The sequence below is a fragment of the Pseudomonas sp. BBP2017 genome, from assembly GCF_003024385.1.
Taxonomy (GTDB): Bacteria; Pseudomonadota; Gammaproteobacteria; order Pseudomonadales; family Pseudomonadaceae; genus Aquipseudomonas.
The window spans coordinates 37531-54534 of sequence record NZ_PVZN01000021.1; the positions used below are offsets into that span (position 1 = coordinate 37531).

Annotated in this window: 14 protein-coding genes; 1 reads left to right on the forward strand and 13 read right to left on the reverse strand. The window is 50.8% G+C overall.

The genetic code is table 11. The features are described from left to right. Positions 1-9: 9 nt before the first annotated feature. Complete coding sequence (locus C6382_RS21240) at positions 10-1542, forward strand: IS66 family transposase (RefSeq protein ID WP_107026286.1); 1533 nt, start codon at positions 10-12, stop codon at positions 1540-1542. Between the two features lie 189 nt (positions 1543-1731). Here the strand turns inward: C6382_RS21240 and C6382_RS21245 are convergent, their stop codons facing one another. From C6382_RS21245 to wbpA, 13 genes are all read right to left on the reverse strand, one after another. Further along, complete coding sequence (locus tag C6382_RS21245) at positions 1732-2826, reverse strand: D-glucuronyl C5-epimerase family protein (protein ID WP_158262116.1); 1095 nt, start codon at positions 2824-2826, stop codon at positions 1732-1734. 182 nt (positions 2827-3008) lie between these two features. Then, positions 3009-5006, reverse strand: a complete 1998-nt coding sequence (locus tag C6382_RS21250; RefSeq protein WP_107026288.1) for a nucleoside-diphosphate sugar epimerase/dehydratase — start codon at positions 5004-5006, stop codon at positions 3009-3011. Between the two features lie 116 nt (positions 5007-5122). Continuing rightward, on the reverse strand, positions 5123-6301 hold the full coding sequence (locus C6382_RS21255; protein WP_107026289.1) for a DegT/DnrJ/EryC1/StrS aminotransferase family protein: 1179 nt from the start codon (positions 6299-6301) through the stop codon (positions 5123-5125). 75 nt (positions 6302-6376) lie between these two features. After that, the gene (locus C6382_RS21260; RefSeq protein WP_107026290.1) at positions 6377-7006 is read right to left on the reverse strand and encodes an acetyltransferase; all 630 of its coding nucleotides are present in this window, start codon (positions 7004-7006) and stop codon (positions 6377-6379) included. After that, positions 7003-7596 carry a sugar transferase gene (locus tag C6382_RS21265; protein WP_107026291.1) on the reverse strand — a complete coding sequence of 198 codons (594 nt, stop codon included), beginning with the start codon at positions 7594-7596 and terminating at the stop codon, positions 7003-7005. Before C6382_RS21265 ends, C6382_RS21260 begins: the two co-directional genes overlap by 4 nt. A 17-nt stretch (positions 7597-7613) precedes the next feature. Further along, positions 7614-8849, reverse strand: coding sequence for a glycosyltransferase family 4 protein (locus C6382_RS21270; protein WP_107026292.1), 1236 nt, complete (start codon positions 8847-8849; stop codon positions 7614-7616). Between the two features lie 88 nt (positions 8850-8937). Then, entirely contained in the window at positions 8938-10002 is a 1065-nt protein-coding gene (wecB, locus tag C6382_RS21275) for a non-hydrolyzing UDP-N-acetylglucosamine 2-epimerase (RefSeq protein WP_107026293.1), read from the reverse strand. Continuing rightward, on the reverse strand, positions 9999-11120 hold the full coding sequence (locus C6382_RS21280) for a glycosyltransferase family 4 protein (protein ID WP_107026294.1): 1122 nt from the start codon (positions 11118-11120) through the stop codon (positions 9999-10001). Before C6382_RS21280 ends, wecB begins: the two co-directional genes overlap by 4 nt. Before the next feature lie 124 nt (positions 11121-11244). After that, positions 11245-12561, reverse strand: coding sequence for a lipopolysaccharide biosynthesis protein (locus C6382_RS21285; protein WP_107026295.1), 1317 nt, complete (start codon positions 12559-12561; stop codon positions 11245-11247). Continuing rightward, a complete protein-coding gene (locus C6382_RS21290) occupies positions 12555-13640 on the reverse strand; it encodes a DegT/DnrJ/EryC1/StrS aminotransferase family protein (protein WP_107026296.1) in 1086 nt (361 codons plus the stop codon). The genes C6382_RS21285 and C6382_RS21290 overlap by 7 nt, the downstream gene beginning before the upstream one ends. Before the next feature lie 2 nt (positions 13641-13642). Beyond that, the gene (gene wbpD / locus C6382_RS21295) at positions 13643-14218 is read right to left on the reverse strand and encodes a UDP-2-acetamido-3-amino-2,3-dideoxy-D-glucuronate N-acetyltransferase (RefSeq protein ID WP_107026297.1); all 576 of its coding nucleotides are present in this window, start codon (positions 14216-14218) and stop codon (positions 13643-13645) included. 419 nt (positions 14219-14637) lie between these two features. Then, complete coding sequence (gene wbpB, locus C6382_RS21305) at positions 14638-15588, reverse strand: UDP-N-acetyl-2-amino-2-deoxy-D-glucuronate oxidase (protein ID WP_107026299.1); 951 nt, start codon at positions 15586-15588, stop codon at positions 14638-14640. 74 nt (positions 15589-15662) lie between these two features. After that, entirely contained in the window at positions 15663-16976 is a 1314-nt protein-coding gene (gene wbpA, locus C6382_RS21310; RefSeq protein WP_107026300.1) for a UDP-N-acetyl-D-glucosamine 6-dehydrogenase, read from the reverse strand. Positions 16977-17004 lie beyond the last annotated feature (28 nt).

A 17004-nucleotide genomic window follows, 5' to 3' on the forward strand; every position in this document is an offset into this window, starting at 1 on the left:
ATCCAGAGCATGATTTCCATGCCCAAAGACCTTCCTGACGACCCTGTTTTGCTCAAGCAACTGCTTGAGAAAATGCTGAGTGAGCGCGAGTCGGATAAGGGCAAGATCGTTCATCTCGAAGAAGAAAACGCGCTGTTGCGTCAGCGTCTTTTCGGGCGCAAGTCAGAGCAGACTGCCGATCCTGCGACCCCGCAAATGGCCTTGTTCAACGAAGCTGAAAGCGTCGCCGAGTTGGTCGACGAAGCGGTTGAAGAAGAGGTCGTAGCGCCGACCAGGCGACGGGGCAAACGTAAGCCTCTGCCCGCAGATCTTCCGCGTATCGAAGTCATTCACGAACTGCCCGAGCACGAGCTGACCTGCGCCTGCGGTTGCCGCAAGCACGCCATTGGCGAGGAAATCAGCGAGCAGCTGGAGATCGTGCCGATGCAAATCCGCGTGATCAAACATGTGCGCAAGGTCTACGGTTGCCGCGATTGCGAAACCGCACCGGTTACCGCAGACAAGCCTGCGCAACTGATCGAAAAGAGCATGGCCAGCCCCAGTGTGTTGGCGATGTTGCTGACGACCAAATACGTCGACGGTTTGCCGCTTCACCGCTTCGAAAAAGTCCTCGGTCGCCACGGCGTCGATATTCCACGCCAGACCTTGGCGCGCTGGGTTATCCAGTGCGGTGAACACCTGCAGCCCTTGCTAAATTTGATGCGCGACCGGCTACTGGAGAGCCGCGTCATCCACTGCGATGAAACGCGCGTGCAAGTGCTGAAAGAACCTGATCGAGAGCCCACCAGCCAATCCTGGATGTGGGTGCAAACCGGTGGGCCGCCGAATCAGCCCGTTATCTTGTTTGACTACTCGACCAGCCGGGCGCAGGAGGTTCCGTCGCGCTTGCTCGAAAGCTATCAGCGCTACCTGATGACCGATGATTACGCTGGTTACAACGCGCTAGGTGTACAACCTGGTATCGAACGTATGGGCTGTTGGGCACACGCTCGACGCAAGTTCGTCGAAGCGCAAAAAGTGCAGCCCAAAGGCAAGACTGGGCGCGCGGATATCGCGCTGAATCTGATCAACAAGCTGTACGGTATCGAGCGAGATTTAAAAGAAGTCGGCGATGAACATCGCTACGAAGGTCGGCAGCAAAACAGTCTGCCGGTGTTGGCGCAGTTGCACGCCTGGCTGGAGAAAACCCAGCCTCAAGTAACCGCGCAGAACGCGCTGGGTAAGGCGATCAGTTATCTGAGCAACAACTGGAACAAGTTGGTGCGCTACACCGAAGCCGGTTACTTGCCGATCGACAACAATACCGCCGAGCGTGCGATCAGGCCCTTCGTTATCGGGCGCAAGAATTGGCTGTTCAGCGACACGCCCAAAGGCGCGACGGCCAGCGCTCAACTTTACAGTTTGATCGAGACGGCTAAAGCCAACGGCCAAGAGCCCTATGCGTGGCTGCGCCATGCACTTGAGCGCCTGCCACAAGCCTCGAGGGTAGAAGACTTTGAGGCCTTGCTGCCTTGGAACTGCTCGCTCGCATCGCCTTGCTAAGCGCGCCGCCTATTTTTGAATACGTGGGGTTCATGGAGCGCTTACCGCATCATGAGGTGCTGGCTCCGGAAAGGAATCGGGAGCACAGCATCGGGGATCAGTTGGTGACTTTGAATGTGGGGTTTGTGGAGCGGTTACTTATCTGCAACAGTAAGGCGAAGCCACGCATGAGCAGCTACGCCTGGGATATTAATTTAAAATTGGCCAAGAAATATTTTTTTCTGCCAGCTTTTCACTTATCTCTCGCGCCTTTGGATTCATGTACAAAATCCAACGATCTCGATAATCTTTCGAGATCTCGTCCCCCGTAATACTATATATAGCGTTAAGCAGGAAAATATGCACAGCATGATAACCCGACGAGATGTGAGGTGTTTTATCCTTGAAGGTTACATATCCAAGGTCATAAGCACTTACCTTCCCAAGGTCATAGCTAGGAAGAAGTATACGCAAGCTCTGCATTCCCCGCTTGAAAAGATCACTTGCGGTGCTTTGATCAGCAGTTATAGCTTGATCAAGCTGAGACCAGTCATACACCCCCAATAGCGCGAACATGTATCCATTTAATGTGTAGTTTGCCGGGGTGGATACATATTCTTCGAAAAATATTTCATTTTTATACTTGGAAGAAAAATCATTGAGCGTCGTCATAACGCCGCCATCTTTAGTACTGACCTGCATAAAGGTCAAAGCTTTTCTACCCGCTTGTATGTACTTTTGGTCTTTAGTAACGTGATAAGCTCGGGCAAGAAAGCTCAAGGCTTGACCCTGTGCCATTCCAGAAACCCACCCAGGAGCGAGTATCTCGCCCGAAAGATAATACTTATAAGGGAATGGGTATTGGAAAGCACCACGCTGATCTTGCAAAGCCACCAAGTTGTCCGCATATGCTAATATAGACTTATATTGATTCTTGTCACCCTTGATGTACAGGCCATACGCCTTAAGCCCACACTGGGCACTTAAAACCGGATGGTAATACCGCTCCCCTTCAATAACCCGTTGCATCACGCCCTTACCGTCATCTGAATTTCGAGTGTTCGGCCTACAAGGTCCGCGACCATAGCCAAGATAATCACCATTATTATCGTACTGTTCCATATGACCTGCATAGCTTGGCTTCAGGCTATCCCAAGACCTTAGTGCTTTCAGTATCTTAGCTTGAGTATTATCTGGAAGACGATTCTGGGGCACACCCAGTATGTACGGGACAGCAAATACTACGAAAACTACTGTCGTAGTAATTGCAATCAACGCAATTGAAATCCATTTGAGTATCTTCATTACTAGCCTTGGTCTGCGAAAATGATGCATAGGAAGGTTAAGTTTCTAGAGAAGCGCCCCCCCGAAGCATCGATGAGAGCACCCGACAGTTTACATATATAATTTTAGATAATAAAGCTCAAAAACATCGCCTACTCACGCGACAAGTATAATTTTCATAGGAGACTCCTAGCCATAGTAGATTAAACATCTTGCCGACGCTGCAAATATACCCAATCAACAATCTCGCCTTCCGGAGAATACCCGCTAACCAACTCACGTAGAATTTGACGCACACGCGAAAAATCTTCTTGTTGGATGCTCTGCAACAAATCCGAGAGACGCTCCTTCAGCTCATCCCATGCCACATAGTCTTCATTAGCCGCCATGATCATCGGGTGCTGAGTCGGGAGTACATTATCGCCGATTAACAATTCTTCGTAGAGCTTCTCCCCCGGACGTAGACCGGTGAATTCAATCGCTATATCACCGTGTGGATTAGTCTCCGACCTGACACTGAGGCCTGACAAATGAATCATTTTTTCCGCAAGGGTTGCGATTCTCACTGGCTCGCCCATGTCCAGAACAAATACGTCCCCCCCCTGTCCCATAGAACCCGCCTGGATTACCAACTGTGCTGCTTCGGGGATAGTCATGAAATAGCGAGTAATCTTGGGATGTGTAACAGTCAGCGGCCCACCTGATTTGATTTGTTTATGAAACAGCGGAATTACGGATCCGGATGAGCCAAGTACGTTTCCGAAACGAACCATAGTAAATCGCGTTTTGGTTACTCGGGCGACATTTGCGGAGTCGCCAAAAAGCACTGGTGCGACTTCCTTACTGAGGGCTTGAAGAATCATCTCAGCTAAACGCTTTGTACTACCCATCACATTCGTAGGGCGGACAGCTTTATCCGTCGAAATTAGCACGAAATTGGCCACATTGGCCTGTAAAGCCGCCTGAGCCGTATTCAACGTACCAATAACATTGTTTAATACACCTTCGGCTATATTGTGCTCAACCATCGGTACGTGCTTATAAGCTGCGGCGTGGTATAGCGTATCCACCCGCCACATGGACATCGTATCGAAAAGGTGCTGCTGATTGCGAATCGATCCGAGGAAGGGGACGAGGTGAATTGATAAAGACTCCCGCCTGATCCGCCGCTCTAGCTCTCCGTGAACGTTATAGAGATTAAATTCACTATGCTCAAATAAAAGTAACGTTTTAGGCTCAAGCATCAGAATTTGACGGCATAATTCGGAGCCGATTGAACCTCCAGCACCGGTGACCATAACCACCTTTCCTGTGATGCAATGAGCAAGAAGCTCGCTTTGAGCAGGAACAGAGTCGCGGCCCAGCAAGTCTGCGACATCCACCTCCTGAATGTCATCTACCTTGACCCGTCCACTTGCTAGATCCATGAAGCCCGGAATGCTTCGAACGTGGAGGGGATACTTTTCTAGAAAGCCTAGGATTTCTCGTCGACGCGAACGAGAGGCAGATGGTATCGCCAACAAAATCTCTTCCGCGCCGGTCATGTCGATCATCTTCTGAATATCCTGACCGCGGAATACTTGAATACCAGAGATCACACGATCAGCAACTATCTCATCGTCATCGATAAAAGCAACTGGGCGCATGGCCTTACCAATCCGAAGCGCAGCAACCAGCTGGTTTCCCGCTGCACCAGCACCGTATATTGCCACTTTCGGCAATCCATTATCCCTATTAGTAAAGGGCATATGCTGGCGTGCTGCAAACCAGTCCCCAAGAAAATATTGACGCATGATCAATCGTAAGCCGCCAATGGAAACAAGACTCAACCACCAATAGTTGAATACAATAGAACGAGGCACGACCGCCGAATGATTGCTGTGCCAATAAACCATAACGGCTAGCAGTAGTGAAGAGAGCGATACCGCTTTACCAATTACGATCAAAGCGTCGTTGCCAAAGTAGCGCATTACGGCTCGGTACATACCAAACCGAATGAAAATAGGAATGGCAATAATGGGGGCGGCAACGAAAAGCCAAAAGTGTGTGTAAAAGGGCTCGAACACTTTCCCGATGCCTAAACGCACCAAGAACGCCAGCCAGAGCGCGATCCAGACGAGCACTACGTCAGTGACAACCTGCAGTGCACGCTTGTATCGCCTAGGAAGCGACAACATGCCACTACGTACCCTGTCTGTCATTCGCTTGCTCTCCCAAACCACGTTAGATCCTTCCTATTTTAATACTGTTATCGAACTGCTTCCGCCTGGGACGAACATTTAGACCTTCGGCGAATAACCAGCCTTTATCTTAGGCTTCATTCCTGAGCTGCGACTTTCATTACCTCACTGAGAACAGCGCAGGTTTTGTCGACTTCTGCCTGGGTAAGGGTTGGATGGACGAGGAACATAAGGCTTGTCTCACCCAGTTCTTTGGCAACCACCAAGCGGCGCTCCGGTCGAAATCCAGTTCCGTCAAAAGCTTTCTCCAAATAGACTTCAGAGCACGAACCAGAGAAACATGGAACACCGAGCGAAATGACTTTGGCAATGATGCGATCGCGGTCCCAGCCCGGTTTGAGTCGCGAGGGCTCAATGAAGACGTAGCACTTATAAGCCGCGTGCACATATTCGCTTGGAACGTCCGGTACACGTATTGCTGGTAATTGGACAGCACAATCCCAAAGCTGCTTTGCATAGGTCGCTCGACGCGCATGCCACTCAGGCATACGCCGCAACTGAATTCGACCAATAGCTCCTTGAACTTCTAGCATTCGCCAGTTGGTACCGAAGCTTTCGTGAAGCCAGCGAAAGCCCGATTCATGCTGGCGCTCATAAACGGCTTCCCAGCTTTTCCCATGATCCTTGAACGACCACATACTGGACCAAAGCGCTCGGTCATTCGTCGTGACCATGCCACCCTCCCCTGCGGTTGTCATGATCTTATCCTGACAAAATGACCATGCCCCAATGTGGCCGATCGACCCCACGGGTCGACCTTTATATAACGCACCATGTGCCTGAGCGCAGTCTTCGATCACTTTCAATCCGCGCTCTGCGGCCAATGCCATAATCGGGTCCATATCGCATGGCCAACCTGCCAAATGCACACAGATTATTGCTTTAGTGCGGCTGGACAACACCGTACGAATAGTGTCGACACTGATATTTTGAGAGTTCCTATCGACATCAGCGAAAATAGGAACAGCTCCCGCGTTCACGATGCTCGACACCGACGCAAGAAAAGTGCGCGATGTAACTACAACTTCATCTCCTTGACCGATACCCAGCGCCTTAAGAGCAAGGTCCAGCGCGACGGTTCCATTTGCCACAGCAACGGCATAGGCACATTTCGCCCACTCGGCAAACTCTTTCTCGAACTCTCGGCATTCGGTGCCAGTCCAGTAGTTGACCTTGTTGGATAGGATCACATCGCGGGCGCGGTCAGCTTCTTCTAGACTGAAGGACGGCCAGGGTGCAAATGGACTATTGAGCACGGTTGACTCCTAGAATGATTAAAAGGTTAGCCCTAGAATGGCAATAATCGTCAAGCTTACATAACGTTGTACAGCCTACAAATTTCCCGCCTTTGGCTTGGCGGGTATCCCGATCACAACCTGGTTATCGGCAATCGGACACACTACAACTGCGCCCGCTCCAACCTGAACTTTGGCTCCGATGCGTATCTCCTGCTTGACACAGGCGCCGATTCCCACCCAGCTCAGAGGACCTACGGCCACTCCTCCTGCCAGATGCGCACCTGGGCTAACATGCACGGCCTCTGACAACGTGCAATCATGATCGACGCTACACGAAGTATTTAGGATACAGCCGCTTCCGACCACCGCCCCCGCGTTCACTACAGCTCCAGCAAAAACCACAGTGCCGGGCGCGATAGAAGCATAACGACTGACACAAGCTGCGGGATGCACCAACGTCGGTATAATTGCACCCAGTGCCCCAAGGGATACCAGCTTAGCGTGACGAACGGCGTTATTCCCGATAGCTACTAAAATACCTTCGTACTCTCCAGTCCGCTCTTGCAAATGCGCGAATGTACCTACGACTGGCCAGTGATTATTGAACTGCACGCTTGGCCAGGCATCATCATAAAACTCAATGAGACCCCAACCATTCAACTCCGCTAGGTCGGCAACCACCTTCCCGTGCCCGCTAGCCCCTAGGATGGCTAAACGCTTCATTGCTTCGTGCCAGTAAATTTCGGCATTGTCGCGTCGTTACTCGCGCTTATTCCTTCCCGCTTAAATACCTTAAATATGGTCATTAGAATAATTTTTAAGTCTAGTAGGATAGAAACGTTTTCTGTATACCACACATCGAGATCAAATTTTTCCTCCCAACTGATCGTATTCCGCCCATTCACCTGAGCCCAGCCTGTTACCCCCGGTCTTACCCTATGACGTTTATTCTGATGTTCATTATAAAGCGGCAAATACTCCATTAACAGAGGCCTAGGACCAACCAGACTCATCTCACCCTTGAGGACATTCCACAGTTCAGGCAACTCATCAAGACTGCTCGCTCTCAAAAAACGCCCAAATGTAGTTAAGCGCTGCGCATCAGACAACATTTCGCCACCTGCCGCCTTAGCGTTCGTCATTGTTCGAAACTTAATCATTTCGAAAGGCTTGCTGTGCAACCCTGGCCTGACCTGACGAAATAAAATAGGTGAGCCCAGCTTTCGATAGACGAACCAAGAGAGAACCAACAGCGGTAGAGCTAGCAAGAGTAAAGCGAAAGCCGAAACCACAATATCAATTAAGCGCTTCATAAGAAAACTCCACGAAACTATCGTGCTTCGTTGACAACATCGTTTAACACGTCAGCAAAACGATTTGCCAACTTGGCATACTCGTGATTAGCTTCAACATATCTCCGCCCAGCTAAGCCCATTGCCTCTAGCTCGCAATTTTCAGCGGAGGCAAGCTTCACAATAGCGTCGGCCATCTCCTCAGGATAGACTGGTGAGACAGTTATTCCAGCCCCTGCATCGGCTATTGGATTATTTACAGCACCCGACGCGATGATCGTCGGCCGACCAGCAGCGAGATAATCGAATAACTTATTCATGCTTATGCCAAAACGATAGAGATTAGGCAGATCCAAAACAGAAATCAGGAAGGCGTCCGCCTCGCGTGCAAGCTCAGGAACCTGCGTTTTTGTTACTGACTCTTCAAAAAATACATTATCCAGTCCGAGGGCACGAGCATGTCGGATTAAATCACTCTTCAGAGGGCCATCACCAACCATTCTTAACAAGATCTTGCTATCTGTTACCTTTTCATTAGCTATTTTCATCGCTTCCAAGATATGTACAAGCCCGTTCGCCTGCCCATGCGCCCCCAAATACATGAGTGTGAAGCAACTCCTATTCAACCTTTCAGATATAGGATAGTAAGGAAAAGACGATAGATCAGCGCCATTTGGTATCCATTCGATACGCGACTTAGGAATGCCCAGTGGCACGATGTACTGCCACGCTGCTGGCAGAAGTACGACGATCCGCTGCGAGCGCCTGTAAATAAATAGCTCCAGCACGCGCAAGATTCGCGTGACTAGAGATCTTTCTTTGAGGCGCCCCATATCGATAAGAGTCTGCGGCCAAAGGTCGCGAACCTCAAACACGAAGGGGACCTTGTAACGCCAAGCCAGGACCAAACCAGCCAGCCCAGTAAAAAGGTGAACGCTCGACCCCACAATCACATCAGGTTTTGGCAGTTTTTTCAGGGCTCTCGAAAAAACAAGGCGTGCGGCGAATTCGAGCATATTGCGCATACGCCCCCCTCCGTTGCCCGAATACGGAGAAGTCTTCAACCACAGAAAAGGAACACTGTCATGGTATTCAAGCCTAGAGAACTCGTCATTGGCAAGTCGTTGCCTGCCAGACTGGTGATCTACACTAGCGGCGACTATTGAGGCATTCCATCCACTCGCTCTTAGATGCTTAGCCAAACTATAGTGACGAGTACCTCCCGCCGCGCCAGGCTCTTGCGCATAGTGATTAAGAATCCAAGCACTTTTCATTTTTGAAACGCCTTACTCTTCGGACCGTAAGATTAGTAAGAAGCGGAACTACCCACCTATTTTTGAGGCCATACGCACAATCGGAACATCAGCTTCGACAAAGATAATCTGCAATACGCTCTGCTGCTTGCCCGCCGCCATACAGACACTCAGCATCCTCAACGACTGTGCTAGATTGCTTACGAACACATTCGAGGATCACCTTGCGGTCCGCTCCGGCCAGAAGATTGACTCCACGATCAACTAGCTCTACCCATTCCGTCTGGTCTCGCATGGTCACGCAGGCCTTTCTAAAGAAAAACGCTTCTTTTTGAACGCCTCCGCTATCTGTCAGAACCAATGCACAGCTCTGCAGCAACCAGAGCATTTCCAAATACCCAACGGGATCGATTACATTGACGTTCAATTCCAATCCCAGCTTGGCGATAACACCTCTAGTACGTGGGTGCAACGGTAAAACCACCTTTGCGATAGTGGCGTGAATATCATTCAGTGCACCAACTATTTGACGCAAGCGCGAAGGATCGTCTGTATTCTCTGCACGATGCAAGGTGGCCAGCACAAAGGGTAGATCAGCTGATACAGCTGTAGGTTTAACAGCCCGTTGCGCAAAATATAACGCACTGTCCTGCATTACATCACCAACGTTCAGAATCTCTACCGGTTTTCTGTCGAAACCCTCGTTATGCAGATTTGCGACAGCAGTAACAGTCGGACAAAAAAGAATATCACTCATTTGATCCGTGAGTATTCTATTTACTTCCTCAGGCATACATATATTGAAACTACGCAATCCTGCCTCAACATGAGCCACTGGCACATGCAACTTCGCTGCCGCCAAGGCACCGGCGAGGGTTGAGTTGGTATCCCCGTACACTAGCACTCTATCAGGCTTCTCAGACATGATGACCTTCTCGATGTCCATGAGCATTCGCCCGGTCATTTCGCCATGAGTGCCGCCACTGATATTAAGTTGATGATCTGGCCGTGGGATTCCTAGCTGATCAAAAAAGACGTCCGACATATTCGCATCAAAATGCTGACCTGTATGCACTATAGTTTCGGTCAGCTCCTTCCGTTGCCCTATCGCCCGAGACACCACGCTGGCTTTGATAAACTGAGGTCGAGCACCTACAACGGTTAATATCTTCATTTTGAATTCCTTTTTTTCGCCAACCGATCGTAAAGCCCTAGCAGGGCTTTTTCCTCAATCGACCAATTGTATTTCTCGTGCACCGCGCGCTGCCCACTGCGCCCCATTTCCTCTGCGAGATCTGGATTTTCAATAAGATAGTCAACGGCTTCGGCTATTTGACGTGGCTGAAGCGGATCGACACAGACTCCGCATGAATTTCCTTCAATAATTTCACGCCAAAGAGGAAAGTTGGAGGCGATAACAGGAACCCCCGCACTCATATATTCAAACATTTTGTTAGGCTGGGCATCAACATGGTTCGGGGCAGGCAAGAAGGTCACTAGACCGGCCACTGAACGGGAAAGTGCGTCGCGCACTCCTTCCCTATCAATAAATCCGAGTTCGTCGACACGCTCCCATCCTGGATCTGCCTTAGCGATTACTTCTACTGAGCTCTCAGAAAAACGGCCACCCAGTTGCAAACGTGCGCCGCTTTTCACAAGAGCCATTGCCGAGACCACTTGAGATATGCCTCTGATAGAAGCGATGCCACCGATATAACTGACACTCTTAGTCTTTTCGCTCCAATCTATTTCTCCACCGGAGAGCTCACCTAGCAGCGGAAAGTTATTCACTGTAACACTGACCGAATTTATGAGCTGAAATTTTTCAGTAATGAATGGAGTTGCGGTAACGATCGCATCGAAACGCTTGCATACAAGCCTTTCAAACACCCTAAACACATTCGAAAGTACTGTTCTTGATACTTTATTTAGATACGGCTTACCCATGAGCTGCTTAGGCAAATCTTCGTGAGCATCAAAAATCACCTTTTTACCAAGACGCTTAAGCCTCAGTCCTACGGGTAACAACTCAGGGTCGTGCAGATGGTAGATTTCTGCGTCAATTTTAACAGCCCGCTCATACACACGTTGTGTAGTGGTGATCATCCGATTAAGCCGCCCGATAGGCCGCCCCACATCATGAATACTGACCAGTTCCTTTATCTCCTCGCCTTTGCCATCCGCTACAACTAGATGAACCGAATAACCGGCTATTGCTAGGCTTCGACACTCTTTGAGAAAGATACGTGTATCATAACGGGGGTGAGCCGATGTAAGATGAGCAATTTTCATAAGCGACCTGTCCCAAGTTTTTGTTCGTTATTTCGGTAAATTGGGCTTGGAGCTCCGCTCTCGACAAGCGCACTAATACATATTGATTTCATATCCACCAAACACACCAGCCACTTAAATAAGTTTAAATCACCCGCTTACCGCAATCTTCCCCACCACCATCACCAGCCGCACTTGATCGTCTAGCACCATATAAAATAAATACTAAATAAAGACTATAAAGCACTACATCATGCAAGGTAAAGGCGAGTATAAATTTGGAAATTTCAGAGTTTCGAAATATATATAACGTACCAGTGACTGTTATGAAATAAATCACTTGCCAAGCAGTACCGAGTTTGATGTTATGCTCCATTGCCAACACAGTACTCAACGGGCTCACAGAAAACCGTATCGCTATCGCAAAAATTAGTATGGCAGCATATTCGCCAGCCTGTCGCCACGCCTCACCGAATACCACGCCAAAAATCTGCCCCCCAAAGAACCATACGACTATTATTAATGGTATCATCAGCGCCAATAGCATCAGAAATACTTTAAATACATATCGCGCAAGGATCTCAGGACGATCTCGATGAATCGTTACAAAGCGCTGATATAACACTTGAGAAAACGAAGCCGCGATCAAACTCATCGGCAGATTCAGCGCCCGAAAGGTCAAACTGAAAACACCGACAATATGCGTTTCAAAAAATTTGCTCAGCATCAATACCGGCATTTGCGTTGCAGCATTGTTGAGCAATGCTCCGCCGCTTGAATATTTTGGAAATTTACTATAGCGCTTGGCATTTTGGAGAATTGACGCAGCCGTTACTTGAGAGATCGCACTTCGATCTTCTCGCCAAATTTTAGCAAGAAAAACGGCTGTAGCCGCTACTTGGCCAGCTAGGTAACCGAGAACAAGCCCTCCGCCCGCCAGCCAACTCAAGCTGAACTGCGCCGCCGTCATCCCTCCGCCTTGAACAATGCGGCTAACAGCGAGGCGCTTGTATTTTTTTGCTCTATTGTTCCAATAGTTGAGTGCCTGCCACAGCCCAGTGACAAACACCGTGAAAGGAATCAGGTAAAGCCACAGACCGATGGCGCTATTATTCAACCAACCTTGAATCGCGTCGTTGAAAACGTAAATGCCTGCTAGTAGAAGCAGGCTAATTCCAGCGGCAATCGAGACAGAAAGCACTACTAGGCTAGCGGCGTCTTCGTCGCGCTCCGGCAGCATGACCGCGATTTCGTAACGCGCATTGATCACCACCGAGATCATTGCAGCAATTGACATGTACAATGCCAAAACGCCGAAATCCTCAGGCGTGTACAAACGAGTCAACAAAGGCATAGCAGCGATAGGGATCGCTTGAGCAAGCGTGGTGCCTGTCATAAGTGTCACCACGTTGCGTAGGAACTCACTACGACCGCCCTTTAAGGCTCGATAAATTTTCAGCACGCTTTTAACGCCGCCACTATTTTCTTTTGCTCTTCAATAGTCAGGTAAGGGTGCATTGGTAGGCTGACCACTTGATCGGCAACCTCGTCCCCTACAGGAAGGTAGGCGTCTGGATCTGCCACAGCCGGTTGCTTGTTCAAGGGTATGGGATAATGCACTGCTGTCGGGATACCAGCTTCCTTGAGTTTGGCTTGCATTGCGTCACGGTTATCTAAGCGCACAGTAAACTGCGCATATACACTTATATTATAGGTCTCAACGTAGGGCTGTGTATTCACACCAGCCTCATGCAGCAGATTGCTGTAATTACGAGCAACGCTTTGACGTAGCGCAATTTCTTCTTCAAAGATTTCGAGCTTTGGCAACAAAATTGCTGCCTGCATCGTATCCAACCGGCTGTTCACTCCCACTCGGATATGGTGATAGCGACGGTCCTGGCCATGCCGAGCGATCTGGCGAATAACGGTCGCCAGCGTTTCGTCATTGGTGAAGATTGCGCCGCCATCGCCATAGCAGCCCAACGGCTTGCTCGGGAAGAAGCTAGTGCAGGCAACGGTGGTCAGGTTGCATGAGCGCTTACCTTTGTACGAAGCACCGAAGCTTTGCGCGGCGTCTTCAATGACCGGAATGCCATGTTCAGCGGCAATCTTATTGATCGCATCGTAATCAGCACACTGGCCATACAGCGATACCGGGATGATTGCCTTGGTACGCGGAGTAATTGCCGCCTCAAGCAATTGCGGGTCAAGATTGTAAGTACGAGGGTCAATGTCGACATACACCGGCTTTGCCCCCAAGAGCGCTACGGTTTCGGCGGTAGCAATATACGTGAATCCAGGTGTGATCACTTCATCACCAGGGCCGATGCCGAAGGCCATCTGCACGATCTGCAAGGCATCGGTACCATTGGCGCAACTGATGCAGTACTTGGCACCCACGAACGCGGCCAGGCGCTCTTCGAGCTCTTGAACCTCAGGGCCCAGAATGTACTGGCCATGACTCAGGACGCGCTGAATACCTGCGTCGATCTTGTCCTTGATTCGAGCCTGCTGACTCTTCAGGTCGATGAATTCAATCATGATTACGCGTCCACCTTGTTCAGGGTATTGCCATTGAGTACATAGCGCGCACCGGTATGTGAGCATACAGCTTCACCCTGTGCATCCAGTTCCAGCTGCTCGCCGAATTCGCTCATCCAGCCAATCTGCCGGGCCGGTACGCCGACCATCAAGGCATAGGCAGGAACATCCTTGTTGATCACCGCGCCGGCACCCACGAATGCGTATTCGCCGATGGTGACGCCGCAGACGATGGTGCAGTTGGCACCCAAGGTCGCGCCTTTCTTGACCAGCGTGTCACGGTACTGATCCTTGCGCTCGATCAGGGAGCGTGGATTGTAGACGTTGGTAAAGACCATGCTCGGACCGCAGAAGACACCCTCTTCGAGCACGACATTGTCGTATACCGATACGTTGTTCTGTACCTTGCAGCGGTCACCAATCACAACCTTGTTGCCAACGAACACATTTTGCCCAAGCGATACACCGGCACCGATTCGGGCGCCACCACACACGTGCACGAAATGCCAGATCCGGCAATCGTTACCGATTTGCGCGCCTTCGTCGACGATGGCACTGGAGTGCTGGTAATGACTCATGGTTGTAGACTCATTCTGAACTAAGGGTTATCGAACACGTGCTGCAATTGTGTCGCAGCGATACAGCCATACAAATGAGCAGCAAGCTCATTCAAGTGATGGCCGTCACGAAAGATCAGCCCACCTAGCAAATAAGGTGACTGCACGAGCCTACTTCCTGAGAAGCCCAGGTAGCGTACGTCTTGCAAATCTCTGCCAAGGTGCTCGACCTGCTTGCTGGCAGCAGTCCATTCTTTGTTGAAGGGCAACAACATGCAAGCCCTGAATATCCAGCCTGATGGTGTTCTGCGAACGCGCGCTCTGCGCATCATCCAGCAGTTTAGAGTTATCTCTAGACACGCATAGCTCGCGACCTTGCTGTTGATTCACATCGTTAAGCAGGGGGTGGCGCTTAAAGGCCACCCTCTTGAACCACTGACTCAGCGCTTCAGCGCAGCGACGAATGGGTGAGCCTCGTTATCAGCGGCGCTGACAATGGCTGCACTGCGGATGGTATTGACCGTTTCAACACAGTGGCGCGCATCTTCGATGCCGTAACCACGGCCCGCGAGGATTTCTTCGTAGCTGGTGGTGTGCAGGTCAGTGAAGCCTTCGGAGAACTCCATTTCTTCACCATTGACCGTGATGGAACGGTAGGTTGGCTTTTTGCCCTTGACCGATTCCGGCAGGTCATTGGCATCGACCGAAAGGAACCAACGCACTCGGGCTTTCTCGTACTCAAGGTAGCCAGCAGCCTTGTGCTCATTGGTGAAGTGCACAACGTTGCGCTGCAGCTTGCCGAAGATGAAGTGCAGCATGTCGTAGAAATGCACACCAATGTTGGTAGCTACGCCAAACGACTTGCGTGGGTCGCCTTTCCAGCTTTTCAGGTACCAGTTGCCGCGCGAGGTGATGTAGGTCAGGTCGACCTCATACTTGTGCGGGTTGTTCTCGCGAGCGACCTTGTCTTTCAGGTCAATGATCGCCTGGTGGTGACGCAGTTGCAGGATGTTGTAGAGACGCTTGCCGGTTTCCTGTTCGATCAGGGCCAACTGATCAAGCATTTCCGGAGTAGGTACCAATGGCTTCTCGCAGATGACGTCGCAGCCCAGGCGGAGGCCAGCGGCGATATGCGGGTAGTGCAGGTAGTTCGGCGAACAGATAGCGACATAATCCAGCGCAGTTGCCGGGTCGCGCTTGAGGTTGCAGGCGTGGTCGTAGAAGAACTCGAACTCGGTGAAGAACTCACTCTGCGGCGAAATGCTGTCGATGATGCCGACCGAGTCATTGATATCGTAAGCCGAAACCAGGCGGTTGCCGGTGTCTTTGATAGCGCGCATGTGACGAGGGGCGATGTAGCCAGCTGCGCCAATAAGTGCAAAGTTTTTCATGAGGGGTCCTTATAAAACGAGTTAATCCGCCTGGCCACATGGGCACAGGCGGATCGCAACTACGGATGACGCAATCAGGCTTTGATGATGTGAGCGGCCGGGGTCCGGTATTTGCCGCGACTGTCCACAACCAGCTTGGCCTTGGCTTCGATCAGCGCGTAATCGAATTTGTCGTGGTCGGTGGCCAGTACCACGGCGTCGAAACTGGCCAGGTTCTCAGCGGTCAGCGGTTCGCTACTCAGCTCAAAGTGATGCTCGCGCATTTTCGGGAACTCAGGCACGTGAGGGTCGCTGTAGGCAACGACACCGCCCTTGGCTTCGATCAGTTCCATGATTTCCACGGATGGCGATTCGCGCATGTCATCGACGTTCTTTTTGTACGCGATGCCGAGCACCAGGATCCGGCTGCCTTTGAGCGCCTTGCCGGCTTCGTTGAGACCATCCATCAGCTTGCCAAGCACGTACTCCGGCATCGCCTGGTTGACTTCACCCGACAGCTCGATGAAGCGCGTATGCAAGCCGTACTCGCGCGCCTTCCAGGTCAGATAGAAAGGGTCGATAGGAATGCAGTGCCCGCCCAGACCCGGACCTGGGTAGTAAGGCGTGAAGCCGAACGGCTTGGTAGCTGCGGCGTCAACTACTTCAAAGATATCGATGCCCATACGGTCGGCAACGATCTTCATTTCGTTGACCAGGCCGATGTTCACAGCGCGGTGAATGTTCTCCAGCAGCTTGGTCATTTCAGCCGCCTTGGTGGAGCTCACCTGAACGACTTGGTCGATAGCTTGCTCGTACAGCGCAACGCCGACCTCCAGGCACTGCGGCGTGTGGCCGCCGATGACTTTTGGAATGGTGCGGGTTTCGAAGTTCGGGTTGCCCGGGTCTTCACGCTCAGGCGAGTACACCAGATAGATGTTCTCGCCGACAACCAGACCACCTTCCTGCACACGTGGCAGCAACTCTTCTTCAGTGGTACCTGGGTAGGTGGTACTTTCCAGCGACACCACCTGACCGGCGCGAAGGTAAGGTTTCAACGCATCGGTGGTGTTGATCACGAAACTCATGTCTGGTTCGCGATACTTGTTCAACGGGGTCGGCACGCAGAGAATCAGCGCATCGCACTCGGACACACGGGTAAAGTCAGTCGTTGCTTCGAAGCCACTCTGACGCGCCTTGGCGATGTTGGCGGCAGGAATATGCTCGATATAGCTCTGACCGGCATTGAGCTTATCGACCTTGGCGTCATCGATATCGATGCCCAGGACATTAAAGCCAATAGCGTTGTAACGCAGCATCAGCGGCAGGCCGACGTAACCTAGACCCACAATACCAATCAAGGCCTGTCTGCTTTTGAACTTCTCTACCACTGTCTGTTTAATGTCTGTCATTTCTCGCAACTCACCTTGAATTATCCTA